The sequence below is a fragment of the Streptosporangium sp. NPDC002544 genome (genome assembly GCF_040295965.1).
Lineage (GTDB): Bacteria > Actinomycetota > Actinomycetes > Streptosporangiales > Streptosporangiaceae > Streptosporangium.
Genome location: NZ_JBEOWJ010000010.1, coordinates 77,202 through 89,658, shown reverse-complemented (window position 1 = coordinate 89,658; position 12,457 = coordinate 77,202). Strand labels below are relative to the sequence as shown.

The following is a 12,457-nucleotide window of genomic DNA, read 5'->3' as shown; positions in this document are numbered from 1 at the left end:
CCTCGGGATGCCGAGCTCCTTGCCGGTTGGGATGAGCGGGTTTCTTATGATTTCGGCGTCGGCGAAAGTCGTGCGGAGGCATGGGCGCGCGCGGAGGTGCGGGTGAGGCGGCGCACTCCTCGGAAAGCGAGGCGGACAAGCCCGAAGAGAAACGCCAGCCGGCACAGCAGGGCGGACATGATCATGGTCTCGCCGAGCAGCTCCTGGTGGTTCTGGTACGCCCACTGGCCCAGTACGGTCGCGGCGAGGGCGCCCAGCACGTACCCGAGCATCGCCAGTGCCGTGCTGTGTCCCGATCGCATGAAGCGATCATATGGATTTGCCGCGGTTTTTTCGGATAACTCGGGATCTTGATGATGTCTGGTTATTTACCGACGTTGCCGTCGAGGTAGACCCAGGCGTAGTCGTGGCGTACGAAACGGCTGTTCTCCCGGAGTTCGCCCGGACGGCCGCGTTCGGTGTAGTGGGCGCGGAACTCGACGGTGCCCGCGGTGGAGAACGGGCCGCCCTCGGTGCCGCCGAGGATGTCCAGGCGCACCCAGCGCAGCCCGGGGTCGAAGTCGATGCCGGGCGGCCTGGTCGTGGGGTGCCAGCTGCGGAGCAGGTACGCCTCGTCGTGAACGGCGAACGCGCTGAAGCGGGAGCGCATCAGCTGCTCGGCGGTGCTCGCCTTGATCTCCCCGCGGTGCAGCCGGCCGCAGCAGTCGTCGTAGGCCGAGGGCAGCCCGCAGGGGCAGGTCGCCGGAGTGGCGCGGACCGGTCGCGGGCGTGGCGTGCGCGGGGACATGGCTCCATCATGTTCAGTGCGGGGACTGCCGAGCTTACCCGGCAGGTGAATCGCTTGTTTGAAACGGTCAGGGCCTGGCCGTCGTCCACCTCGGCCGAGGGAGGCGAGAAGCCGCTCCCCTCGGGGGCGGAGGAGTCACCGTGGCTCAGGCCCGCCGGTCCGGGGGGTCCGCGGCGCTGAGCCGGGCGGCGCGGGTGGTGAGGTAGTCGCGCTCCGGGGCGCTCGTCGTGCGGCTCGCCGCCGCGCGGTAGTCGTCGACGGCCGCCCGCAGGTCACCGGCCATCTCCAGCAGGTGGGCCCGGGCGGTGTGGAAGCGGTGGTGTCCCGACAGGCGGTCTTCGAGTTCGCCGAGCATCTCCAGGCCGGTCGCGGGGCCGTGCGCCATGGCGGCGGCGACGGTGCGGTTGAGCGAGACCATCGGGTTGTCGGACATGCGTTCCAGCAGGCCGTACAGGGCCAGGATCTGTGGCCAGTCGGTCTCCTCGGCCGTCGGCGCCTCGTCGTGGACCGCGGCTATCGCCGCCTGGAGCTGGTAGGGGCCGACCGCACCCCTGGCCAGGGTGTCGGTGATGAGCGCGATCCCCTCGGCGACCGCCTTGCCGTCCCACAGGCTCCGGTCCTGCTCCGCCAGCGGGATCGGGGTGCCGTCCGCGCCGGTCCGCGCCGGGCGCCGGGCGTCGGTGAGCAGCATCAGCGCGAGCAGCCCGGCCACCTCGCGGTCGTCGGGGAGCAGGTCGTGAGCCGTCCTGGTCAGCCTGATCGCCTCGCGGGACAGCTCCACGCGCTGCAGGTCGGGGCCGGCGCTGCTGGCGTAGCCCTCGTTGAAGATGAGGTACAGCACATGCAGCACCGAGCCGAGTCTCCGCGCCCGTTCCTGGGGAGCGGGCATGCCGAAGGGGATGCCGGATGCCTTGATGCGCTGCTTGGCCCGGCTGATCCGCTGCGCCATGGTCGCCTCGGGCACCAGGAAGGCCCTGGCGATCTCGGCGGTGGTCAGGCCGCCCACGGACCGCAGGGTGAGGGCGATCGCCGAGGCCGGGGTCAGTGCGGGGTGACAGCAGAGGAACAGCGTGGTCAGCGTGTCGTCCCGATCCCTCGCGCGCGCGTCGTCCGCCGGCGGGGCGGTACGCGGCTCGGAGGGCGCCTGCGAGGCCACCAGCTCCTCCCGGCGGCGGCGGGCCTGCTCGTTGCGCACCTGCTCGGTCATCCGGCGGTACGCGACCTGGATGAGCCATCCTCGCGGGTTGGCGGGTACGCCCTCCGCCGGCCACTGGGCGATGGCGTCGAGCAGCGCCTCCTGGACCGCGTCCTCGGCGGCGGCGAAGTCTCCGAAGCGGCGGGTGAGCACGCCGACGACCTGCGGCACCAGCTGGCGCAGCAGGTCGTCGATGGCCGGGCTGTCCAGTGGTCACAGCTCCTCGGGCGGGGCTGCCGACATCACCTCGCGCACCTCGATCGGCATGTTCAGCGGCTTGCCGCCGGGGCCGGGCGCGGCCGAGACGTACGCGGCGAGATCGACGGCGCGCTCGGGGCTGTCGCAGTCGATGATCCAGTAGCCGATCAGGAACTCCTTCGTCTCGGGGAACGGGCCGTCCGTGACGACGGCGGCGCCGCCCTCGCCTGCCCGGACGATCCTGGCCTGGTCCGGGGCCGCCAGTCCCTGCGCGTCCACGAACTCCCCGGCCTCGGTGAGCTTCCTGTTCGTGTCGTGCATGAACTCGATGTGGGCCCGGACGTCCTCGACGGGCCAGGTGTGCATCGGCGGGACCTCGTCCTTCAGCTGCCCGCTGAACTGCATCAACATCATGTACTTCACGTCTTCGCTCCTCACGTTCGAGCGCCGTTCTCGGTGCTCTCACCCACAGGTAGAAGCAGACCCAGCCGTTCTCGACATTCTGCCGGACATCCGTGCGGAAAAATCTGCCGGAGTTCACCCGGCACACCCCGGCGAGCCGCTACGGGGTGGGTGTCCAGCACCGCAGGCGGGGTCCCGGTCCCGCTCGTCGCGGTGGCCGGAGGTGGGGAGCGGGCGGGACTACAGGCCCATCTCGCGGGTCAGCAGCCGGTGTGCCTGCTCGATGTCGGCGTGGGTGTAGCCGGGGACGCTCCGGTCGAGCTGCTGGAGGAGGTCCATCAGGGCCTGCTTCTGTGCCAGGTGCTGGACGGGGATCTGGTCAAGGTCCACGTTGATGAGCCAGTCGAACAGCACCACCGCGTCGGCGGTCCACAGGCTCAGCGCGGTCATGTCCGAGGCTGCCATTCTCAGGCCGGGCGTTCCGCTCATGCGAGCAACCTACCCCCATGCCCATATGCGAAATAACCCGCTTTGTCATCTCAATGTGCCGGACTTACGGCGGGGCCGGAACTACTACCGAGTAGTGATCGAAAACATTCGAAAATCAATAGAAAGAGATGTTGTATGCGCTTTTTGGCCGTTAGCTTCGCGTGTAGTCGGTAAATGTCCGGATTTGAGCTCACTCGACAGCTCCGGCCACCCCGAGGGCCCTGCCCGGGCGGCGGGAGGAGCCCTCCAGGGGAAGATCTCATCGCCCGCTGAGCGCGGCCCACAGGGTTTCGAACTCCTCGGAGGTCAAGGAGTTCAGGCCGAAGTCGCCGGGATAGATCGGGCCCTCGGCCAGGAAGCCGTGCTCGTCCTCGATATGGTTCCACGAGTACGTGCGGGCCACGCCGTCCGAGCCCAGCTCGGCGTGGCGCACGGGCCAGTACTCCCCGCCGCTGTCGATGACGGTCTCGAACAGCCATACGTGGCCGTCGCCGTCCACCCCGTGCCAGTACAGGTGCGGCCGGTCGCTCTCGTCGAGCGCCCGGATCGTTTCCTTGCGACGGTCTTGCAGCATTCTGCTCCTAATGTTCACCAAACGCGGTCCGAGGGCGCTTATCCTGCCCTTTGCTATGTTGCGAGTTCTTGGTCCGCTTCAGGCGGAGATCAACGGCCATCCGGTCGACCTCGGCACCTCCCGGCAGCGGGCCGTGGTGGCCAGGCTCGTCGCGGCGGGTGGGCACGTGGTCTCCACCGATCGTTTCATCGATGACCTGTGGCGCGGGCAACCCCCGCCCAAGGCGCTGGCCGCCCTCCAGGTCTACGTGTCCAACCTGCGGCGGGTGCTCGAACCCGGACGGCTGCCGCGCACGCCCGCCACGGTGCTGGTCAGTGCCGCACCCGGTTACCGCCTCCGGCTGGAGCCCGAACGGGTGGACGCCTGGCTGTTCCCCCGCCTGGTCGACGCCGCCGGGGCCGCGCTCGCCGCGGGAGACGGGGCGCGGGCACTGGAGGCGGTGGACCGGGCACTCGCGCTCTGGCAGGGGCCCGCCTACGCGGAGTTCGCCGACGACGAATGGGCGGAGCCCGAGGCCGTACGGCTGGACGAGTTGCGGCTGGTCGCCGTGGAGCACCGGGCGGAGGCGCTGCTGGTGCTCGGCCGCAACGCCGAGATCGAGCTTGAGCAGCACGTCCGAGCCCATCCGCTCAGGGAGAACGCCGTCCGGCTGCTCGCCCTGGCCTACTACCGGGCCGGTCGGCAGGCCGATGCCCTGGCCACGATCAGGAAGGCCCGTGAGACCCTCGCCGACGAGCTGGGGGTGGACCCCGGTCCCGCGCTGCGCGCGCTGGAGGGCGACATCCTCGCCCACGCCGACTCACTGAACCGCCCGGCCACGCCCGCCTCCGGTGCCGATGGGGTCGCCGTGGGGGAGCCGGAACAGGACAGGTCTGAGCGAGACCTGGACGCGCCGGACCTGGCCACCGCCCCCGTACCCGACCTCGTGGGCCGTACCGAGGAGATGGCGACGCTGCAGGCGGTCGCCGACCGGGGCAGGCTGCGCACGGTCTGGCTGGGCGGAGACCCCGGGGCGGGCAAGAGCGCGCTGGCCGCGGCCTTCGCCAGGCGGCAGGCGGCACGTGGCTGGCTGACCGCGACCGGGCAGTGCCCGGAGACCGAGGGCGGGGCGCCGCCCGCCTGGGCGTGGAGCGAGGTGCTGCGCGCCCTGGCCGCGGACCGGCCGCCCCGGGACGACCTGGCCGCCCGGCTGGCGCCGCTGCTGGACGACGACGCCCCGCCGGCGGGACTGTTCCTACTGGCCCGGGCGGTGGGTGACTACCTGTCCCAGATCGTCGGGCAGGGCACCCGGCTGCTGGTGGTCATGGAGGACGTGCACCGGGCCGACAGCGAGACGCTCCAGCTCCTGCGCCACCTCGCCACGGGCGTCGCCGAGGCCGACATCATGATCGTCGCGACCTACCGGCCCACCGAGGCCGTCGACCACCTGGGGACGACCTGGGCGGCCCTGGCCGGGCGCGACACCCACCGGCTCGACCTGCACGGGCTCGGTGACGAGGACGTGGCGCTGCTGCTGCGTGAGCGCTCGGGCCGGGAGGTGGACGCGGTGACCGCGCGGACCGTGGCCGAGCGCACCGGCGGCAACCCGCTGTTCGTCTGCGAGACCGCGCGGCTGATCACCACGGACGGCACCTCGGCCGCCCGCGCGCTGCCGCCGGGCGTGCGCGACCTGATCAGGCGCAGGATCGCCAGGCTGCCCGCGATGGCGCAGAGAACCCTGCGGGACGCGGCCATCATCGGGCGGGACGTCGACGTCGACGTGCTGCTCGCCCTGGACGGCTCCGATGAGGACACCGTGCTCGAAGGGCTGGAGGCGGGCGTGCTGACCGGGCTGCTGACCGAGCCCGCGCCGGGCCGGGTGCGTTTCGCCCACGTGCTGGTCAGGGAGACGCTGTACGAGGACACGCCGGGACTGCGCCGCATGCGCCTGCACGGCAGGACCGTCGGCGCACTGGAACGGGTCCGGCCGGGAGAGGTCACCGCGCTGGGTTACCACGCGCTCGCCGCGGCCACCGCGGCCTCGGCGGGGCGGGCGGTCTTCTACGCCAGGGCGGCGGCCGAGCAGGCGCGCGGCATGCACTCCTACCGGGAGGCCGGGGCGTTCTACCGGGGGGCGCTGGATCTCGCCGACGACGACGCGCTCCGGCTCGACCTGCTCTGCTCTCTGGTGCAGGTCCAGGCGCACGAGGGCAACGTGCTGGCCGCCAGGGAGAACCGGGAGCGGGCCATCGCCCTCGCGCGGCGGCTGGGCGGCGGCCTGAACCGGGCGCTGACCGCCTACGACGCCCCGGTGACCTGGTCGATCCAGCCCAACAGGCAGGTGGACCAGCCGCTCGTCGACGCGCTGGTGCAGGCGCTGGACGGCGCCGACGACGAGACCCGCTGCCGGCTGCTGGCCACGCTCGTCTTCGAGCTGGAGGGGCACGACGACGAGCGCTGCCTGGCCTACAGCGCCGAGGCGGTTGTGATCGCCCGGCGGCTGGGCCGCAGCGACCTCGTCCGCCTAGCCCTGAACGCCCGCTACTTCGTGCTGCTGATCCCGGACCGCCGTGACGAGCTGGAGGTGCTGGGCCGGGAGCTGGTCAAGCTGGGCGACCGCGACGGGCTGCCCGGGTACGCCATGCAGGGGCACCACGCCCTGTCCATGGTCAGCCTGGGCCGCTGCGACCTGGCCGCGGCCAGGCGGCACGCGGACCGCGCCCTGGAGCACTCCACCACCGGCCAGCTCGGACTGGCGCTGAGCGTGCTGTCCATGATCGACGCACTGGTCATGCTGGTCAAGGGCGACTTCGAGGGCGCGGAACGGTCCTACCTGGCGATCGGCGAGCGGATGATGGCCGCGGGCGGGACCAGCGGCCACATCATCGGCGCCCTGGGCCGGTTCGTGGCCCGGCTGGCGGGTGGCGTGCCGCACGACATGGCGGAGCTGCTGACGCTGCACTCCTCCCTTCCCGAGGAGATGGCGGACATCGTCGTGCGGGCGCTGGTCGCCGACGGCAGGGTGGACGAGGCGCGCGCCTACTGGGCACCAGCTCTGGAGCCCCGTCTGGACTACTACTGGCTCCTATGGCAGGGACTGCGCGGGGAGAGCGCGATCGCGCTGGGCGACCGGGCGGTGGCCGAAGGCTGCTACCGGACGCTGCTGCCCTGGGACGGCGAGCTGGCCGGGATGCACTCCGGGTCGATCACGCTGGGGCCGGTCGCCCTGATCCTGGGCGACCTGGCGGCCTTCCTCGGACACGACGCGAGTACCCACTACAAGCAGGCGGTGCGGGTCGCCGAGCGGGTCGGCTCGCCGCACTGGGCGCGCAGGGCGGCGGAGGCACTCGCGGGGAGTGGGGGCCAGAGCTCGGCGGGAGGCTCGAACCAGGCGTAGACGGCCCGCTCGGGGCGGAAGCGGGCACACCGGGCCCGGCCGCCGGATCACACATGGATCTGTGGGCATGATCCGGCTCATGCCGCGCAGGCAGGCGCTCCGGGACGGCCATGTAGTGCGGCCCGGATCAGAGACCGGCGAGAGGGCCGAAGACGAGCCGCTGACGGCGCCGGTGGCCGCGCCGGAACAGGGAGAGCATCAGCGTCAGCATGGGACCGGCGAGCTTGCGCAGCCGGGCCAGCTCGTCGGGCCTGGCGTACTGCTCGATCCTCGGCAGATCGATCTTGATGTTCCCGCCCTTGCGTACCGCCGTCTCGACCGTCTCCCAGTCGGCGACGGACACGTACTTCTTGATGATCGGGAAGAGCAGCCGCTCCTCTTCGGTGATGTGCTCGTCGAGCATGTCGGCCAGCCGGGTGAGGGACTTGGCGAGTGCGGAGGCGTCGCCGGTCGAGGCGAACGCGGCGGCCTGGCCGTTGATCTCGGTCAGCAGCGGGTCGAGGTCGGCGTGGTCGTCACTGAGGTCGCGCAGGTCCACCTCGACTCCGGCGGACCGTTCGAGGACGGGCCAGAGCACCTCGTCCTCCATCGTGTGGTGATGGTGGATGCCGTGGTTCATGGTCGTGATGAATTCGGCGATGGCGCGGGCGCGGGCCGGATCGGCTACCTGCCGTCCCTCGGTCAGCTGGGTCGCGAGGTCGGCGAGGCGGCGGGCGTCGGCGCGCATGGCGCGGTGGGTGATCTGGAATCCCAGTAGTTCCGGGGTCATTTCGGAGGGCTCCTTGAGCGGTGCGGTCGCTTACCCGACCACGATGCGGCAGCCCTCTTATGAGCTACTTGGCGGCTACTTGGTAGGACGAGGCCCCTCGGCGTGGGGAGGCGCCCTTTCCGCCGCCCGGTGCCCGTCGGGGTGGCCGCCGGGGGCTCCCGGGCGGAGGCCGGATCCGGGGCGCCGGCGGCGGTTCGCGGGGATCCTCGGGGGAGGGCGTGTGGTGATCCGGACGGTCCTCGATTGATTTCGCATCCCGCTCCGGAGCCGTGTATGGTTACACCTGTCCGCAAGCGAGAGCGACACGGACAGGCCCCTTTAGCTCAGTCGGCAGAGCGTCTCCATGGTAAGGAGAAGGTCTACGGTTCGATTCCGTAAAGGGGCTCAACAGCCTAAAAGCCCTGACCTTCGGGTTGGGGCTTTCGGCTTGGTTGACCTTTAGGTCAGCCAGAAAACACTCAAGGTTCCCGACGCGCGAACGGGCATACTGGGGTAACCCAGAAGAGATCGCCCTGACCTGCACAAGTACGTAGGCACTCAGCGGGTCGGGTATCCTTGCGAGGTCGGTCGATTTCATCGGCCTCAAGGCGGAGTAGCTCAGTCAGGCAGAGCAAACGGCTCATAATCGTTGTGTCGCCGGTTCAAGTCCGGCCTCCGCTACTACCCACCGGGGTCCCCTCCCACAGAGGGGCTCTGCCGTGGGTTGTCCACTGTCCCGAACGTAGAAAGGCACTCCCAAGTGGCTGCCACCGACGTTAGGCCGAAGATCACGCTGGCCTGCCAGGAGTGCAAGCACCGCAACTACATCACGCGGAAGAACCGGCGCAACGACCCGGATCGGCTTGAGCTGAAGAAGTACTGCCCGAACTGCAAGACGCACCAGGCGCACCGCGAGACCCGCTAGTCCGCGAAGCCTCCCGCTCCGGTGGGAGATGAGTGTCTGATGGGCACGCACATACTCCACGAAAACCGGCGTCCTCAGGCGGGCGCCGGTTTGTCGTATCCGCACAGCTTTTCCGCTCGGCTGTTGACCGCGGCGGACAGGTGGGGCCGTAGTGGCTTCGGGCTACGGTTTCCTGGTGGCCCCGAGGGCACACCCTGGAATCTTGTTCTGTTACTGTCGGCCTGACCCACCGGTATCCGCAAAGGAGCACGATGGCCTTGAACCGTGACTTCGTCGGGCGGGCGTCCGCGCCCTCCTCGCCGTACGAGGTCAGCCGCGTGAAGATCAAAGAGTTCGCCGCCGCGATCGGCGACGACAACCCGATCTACCGGGACAGGGAGGCCGCCCAGGCGGCCGGGCACCCCGACGTGATCGCCCCGCCGACCTTTCCCATCGTGTTCAGCCTGGCCGGGGGGTCGATCCTGGCCGACCCCGAGCTCGGGCTGAACTTCGCCATGGTGGTCCACGGCGAGCAGCGTTTCGAGTACCGGCGGCCGATCCACGCCGGGGACGAGCTGGTCAGCGTCTCCACCGTGACCGACATCCGCAGCGCCGGCCGCAATGAGCTGATCACCGTCAAGAGCGAGGTCAGCACCGTCGACGGCGAGTCCGTGTGCACGACCTACAACACCATCGTCGAGCGTGGAGGGGCGGGCTGAGATGGCCGCGACTGTCAAGTACGACGAGGTCGAGACGGGTCAGGAGATCCCGCCCGCCGACTACCCGGTGCGCCGCGCCAGCCTGGTGATGTACGCCGGGGCGTCCGGTGACTTCAACCCCATCCACTGGAACGAGCGCTTCGCCAAGACCGTCGGGCTGCCGGACGTCATCGCCCACGGCATGTTCACCATGGCCCAGGGCGGACGGTTCGTCACCGACTGGGCGGGCGACCCGGGCGCGGTCGTCGACTACGGGGTGCGCTTCTCCTCCATGGTCGTCGTCCCGGATGACGACCAGGGCGCCGTCATCACGGTGAGCGGGATCATCGAGGAGAAGCTCGAGGACAAGCGCGTGGTGGTCGCCCTGACCGCCAGGTCCAACGACTCCCGGGTCCTGTCCAAGGCCCGCGCGGTGGTCCAGCTGTCGTAGTGGTCGCCGGGCGAGGGCATGCTCGCGGGCCGGGGCCGAATCTTCTCCCGGTCCGTGGGTAGCGTCCCCAGCATGAGCGAAGTACCACCTGAGGTGACCAGCCTGGCCGAGCGATGGGCCAGGGCGCGAGCCGAGCACGACCATGCCATGGCCGACGCGCTCCGCGACGAGATCAGAGCCGAGGGCTGGCTCGTCCAGGACACCGCGGTCGGCTTCGAGCTCATCCCCGTACCCCCCTTCGAGGCGTGGCCCACGCTCCGTTCCCTGCCCGAGAACGCCTCGGCTGCCGGGAGGCGCGAGGGTTCCCCAGCGGCCGGGCGGGACGGTTCCGGTGCGCGGCCGGGTACCTCCGCGGACACCGGCACCGAAGACGCAGCCCGCGGGCGGGACGGATCCGCCGATGCCGGACAGGTCGCCGAGACCGCGGATCCGGGGCGTCACCCCGGGCGGCTCGGAGCCCTGGACGCGGAGCGGGTCGCCGAGACCGAGGCGGCACCCCGGCCGAGGCCCGAGGGCTCCGAGCTGGTCGGCCGGTCGGACGATCTCCACGGTCATCCCGAGTGGATGGTCTCCTCCCAGTTGCTCTGGGACGCCAGCCTGTCGGTCTCCCGGCTCGACGAGACCATCGTCGCCCCCGCCGAGGTCGAGGAGCCGAGGGCCGCGCACTCGACGGTGACCGTCGCGCTGCTGGTCGACGGCCGGCCAGAAGAGCTGCGCGAGTGCGTACGCGCCCTGGTCGCCCGTACGGAGGCCAGGATCCTCGCCCTCGACCTGGGGAACCTGGACGGAGCCGGAGCCGTCCTGCAGGAGCTGGTGCGGGAGTTCCCCCATCGGGTGGAGGCATGGCACGTGGCCGAGCTCCCGCACTGGAGGGGCGGCTCCGCCGGGTGGGGGGAGAGCCGTGACAAGCTACTCCGTCTCGACACCTCTGACGTGCACGTCGTCATGGACACCTCGATGATCCTGGCAGGCGACGCCATCACCCCGCTGGTCAAGGCGCTGGACGACGACATCACCGCGGCGGGCTGGAAGGGCGTGAACCCTCGCGAGGACGGTCAGGAGTGGCTGGAGGCCGAGCCGGGCGAGGTCCGGGCACTGCTCGGCCACCTGATCGCGGTCAGGCGCGACACGGCGCTCGCCGCGGGCGGCTTCCCCGCCGAGGCTCGTTACTACCGCAACGCCGACCTGGAGTTCTCGCTCGGGCTCCCCGGCATCCTGGTCGGCCTGGGCAAGGACCTCCCGGTCCATCAGGAGCGGCACCGCGGTCAGGACGACGTCGACCCCGAATATCGCGACAGGGAGTCGCGGCGGACCTACGACCGGGTGCTGAGGCTGCTGCGCTCCCCGTAGGCTGGTCGCGGATTTCTGCCGGGTGTGGGGAAGCGTATGACGGAGCGGGTGGCAGGGGTACGGCTGGCGCCGTACACGACGCTTGGGCTGGGCGGAGCGGCCAGGGCGTTCGTGGAGGCCAGGTCGGCCGAGGAGATCGTCGAGCTGGTGGCCGAGGCCGACCGGGCGGGCGAGCCGGTGCTCGTGCTCGGCGGCGGCAGCAACCTGGTCGTCTCCGACGAGGGGTTCGACGGCCTGGTCGTGCGTGTCGCCTCCCAGGGCGTTGAGATCGACGGGGACCGGGTCACCGCGCAGGCGGGCGAGGACTGGGACTCACTGGTCGAGCGCATGGGGGCGGAGGGCCGCTCGGGAGTGGAGTGCCTGTCCGGCATCCCCGGGTTGGTCGGGTCCACACCGATCCAGAACGTCGGCGCCTACGGGCAGGACGTCTCCCAGACGATCATCGCTGTCCGGGTCTACGACCGCCGGAGCGGCGAGGTGCGGGACCTGACCGCGCGGGAGTGCGGGTTCGCCTACCGGCACAGCGCGTTCAAGGAGGAACTCGGGCGGCACGTCGTGCTCGCGGTCACCTACGAGCTGGCCGGCGACGCGCTGTCCGGTCCGATCGCCTACCGGGAGCTGGCGGTCCGGCTGGATGTCGCGCTGGGCGATCGGGTACCGCTGGCGCGGGCTCGCGCGGCGGTGCTGGAGCTGCGCGCGGGCAAGGGCATGGTCCTGGACGCGGCCGACCCGGACACCCGCAGCGCGGGGTCGTTCTTCACCAACCCGATCCTGACCGGCGGACAGGCCGCCGAGCTGGAGCTGCGGGCGCCGGGGTTCCCCCGCTGGGACATGCCGGACGGGGCGGTCAAGGTCCCGGCGGCATGGTTGATCGAGAACGCCGGGTTCCCGAAGGGATACCGGCGCGGCCCGGCACGCATCTCCACCAAGCACACCCTTGCAATGACAAATCCGGAGATGTCGGCCTCGACCGAGGAGCTTCTCGATCTCGCCCGCGAGGTCAGGGACGGGGTCTTCGAGAAATTCGGCGTCACCCTCGTCAACGAGCCCGTGATGGTCGGCACTCGCCTCTGAGCTCTGAGGAGCCGGATTGCCCGGGGGTCGACCTGCGAAGGCGTCGGCCTCCGGGGCCGGGGCAGGACCCGGGAATGAGCATCCTGCCCCGGCTGCTATGGTCTGATGGAAACACCCGAAGGGGAGTAGTCCCAATCGCGTGATCGACATACTGGCGCTCCAGGGCGCCCGGTCGCGCGGGCCTCGGATTCGGCCGTTCTCTCACGGCTCC

The 12,457-nt window shown here is 70.7% G+C and carries 13 protein-coding genes and 2 tRNA genes; 8 read left to right on the top strand and 7 right to left on the bottom strand.

Going from position 1 to position 12,457, the window contains the following annotated elements:
- Window positions 1-44 precede the first annotated feature (44 nt).
- From ABT061_RS17160 to ABT061_RS17135, 6 genes are all read right to left on the bottom strand, one after another.
- Entirely contained in the window at window positions 45-302 is a 258-nt protein-coding gene (locus ABT061_RS17160) for a hypothetical protein (protein ID WP_350918042.1), read from the bottom strand.
- A gap of 62 nt (window positions 303-364) precedes the next feature.
- Window positions 365-787: a YchJ family protein gene (locus tag ABT061_RS17155; protein WP_350918039.1), complete on the bottom strand. Its 423-nt coding sequence runs from the start codon at window positions 785-787 to the stop codon at window positions 365-367.
- Window positions 788-932: 145 nt separating this feature from the next.
- Window positions 933-2,192 carry an RNA polymerase sigma factor gene (locus ABT061_RS17150; RefSeq protein ID WP_350918673.1) on the bottom strand — a complete coding sequence of 420 codons (1,260 nt, stop codon included), beginning with the start codon at window positions 2,190-2,192 and terminating at the stop codon, window positions 933-935.
- A 3-nt stretch (window positions 2,193-2,195) separates the two neighbouring features.
- The gene (locus tag ABT061_RS17145) at window positions 2,196-2,594 is read right to left on the bottom strand and encodes a YciI family protein (protein WP_350918670.1); all 399 of its coding nucleotides are present in this window, start codon (window positions 2,592-2,594) and stop codon (window positions 2,196-2,198) included.
- A gap of 228 nt (window positions 2,595-2,822) precedes the next feature.
- On the bottom strand, window positions 2,823-3,071 hold the full coding sequence (locus ABT061_RS17140) for a hypothetical protein (RefSeq protein ID WP_350918036.1): 249 nt from the start codon (window positions 3,069-3,071) through the stop codon (window positions 2,823-2,825).
- A 259-nt stretch (window positions 3,072-3,330) separates the two neighbouring features.
- Window positions 3,331-3,645: a hypothetical protein gene (locus tag ABT061_RS17135; protein ID WP_343964889.1), complete on the bottom strand. Its 315-nt coding sequence runs from the start codon at window positions 3,643-3,645 to the stop codon at window positions 3,331-3,333.
- Window positions 3,646-3,700: 55 nt separating this feature from the next.
- On the opposite strand from ABT061_RS17135, the gene ABT061_RS17130 reads away from it, so the two are divergent.
- Window positions 3,701-7,021, top strand: a complete 3,321-nt coding sequence (locus ABT061_RS17130; RefSeq protein WP_350918033.1) for an ATP-binding protein — start codon at window positions 3,701-3,703, stop codon at window positions 7,019-7,021.
- Window positions 7,022-7,148: 127 nt separating this feature from the next.
- Here ABT061_RS17130 and ABT061_RS17125 read toward each other — a convergent pair whose 3' ends face one another.
- Entirely contained in the window at window positions 7,149-7,790 is a 642-nt protein-coding gene (locus ABT061_RS17125; protein ID WP_350918030.1) for a hemerythrin domain-containing protein, read from the bottom strand.
- A 312-nt stretch (window positions 7,791-8,102) separates the two neighbouring features.
- Between ABT061_RS17125 and ABT061_RS17120 the strand changes: the two genes are divergently transcribed.
- The 7 genes from ABT061_RS17120 to ABT061_RS17090 all read left to right on the top strand — a co-directional run bounded on the left by ABT061_RS17120 (window position 8,103) and on the right by ABT061_RS17090 (window position 12,246).
- A tRNA-Thr gene (locus ABT061_RS17120) sits at window positions 8,103-8,175 on the top strand.
- Window positions 8,176-8,376: 201 nt separating this feature from the next.
- A tRNA-Met gene (locus ABT061_RS17115) sits at window positions 8,377-8,450 on the top strand.
- A 79-nt stretch (window positions 8,451-8,529) separates the two neighbouring features.
- Window positions 8,530-8,694, top strand: a complete 165-nt coding sequence (gene rpmG, locus ABT061_RS17110; RefSeq protein WP_030921771.1) for a 50S ribosomal protein L33 — start codon at window positions 8,530-8,532, stop codon at window positions 8,692-8,694.
- 251 nt (window positions 8,695-8,945) lie between these two features.
- Window positions 8,946-9,392, top strand: coding sequence for a MaoC family dehydratase N-terminal domain-containing protein (locus ABT061_RS17105; protein ID WP_350918025.1), 447 nt, complete (start codon window positions 8,946-8,948; stop codon window positions 9,390-9,392).
- 1 nt (window position 9,393) lies between these two features.
- A complete protein-coding gene (locus ABT061_RS17100) occupies window positions 9,394-9,822 on the top strand; it encodes a MaoC family dehydratase (protein ID WP_350918022.1) in 429 nt (142 codons plus the stop codon).
- 72 nt (window positions 9,823-9,894) lie between these two features.
- Window positions 9,895-11,172: a CysS/YqeB C-terminal domain-containing protein gene (locus ABT061_RS17095; RefSeq protein ID WP_350918019.1), complete on the top strand. Its 1,278-nt coding sequence runs from the start codon at window positions 9,895-9,897 to the stop codon at window positions 11,170-11,172.
- A gap of 36 nt (window positions 11,173-11,208) precedes the next feature.
- Window positions 11,209-12,246: a UDP-N-acetylmuramate dehydrogenase gene (locus ABT061_RS17090; protein WP_350918016.1), complete on the top strand. Its 1,038-nt coding sequence runs from the start codon at window positions 11,209-11,211 to the stop codon at window positions 12,244-12,246.
- Window positions 12,247-12,457 lie beyond the last annotated feature (211 nt).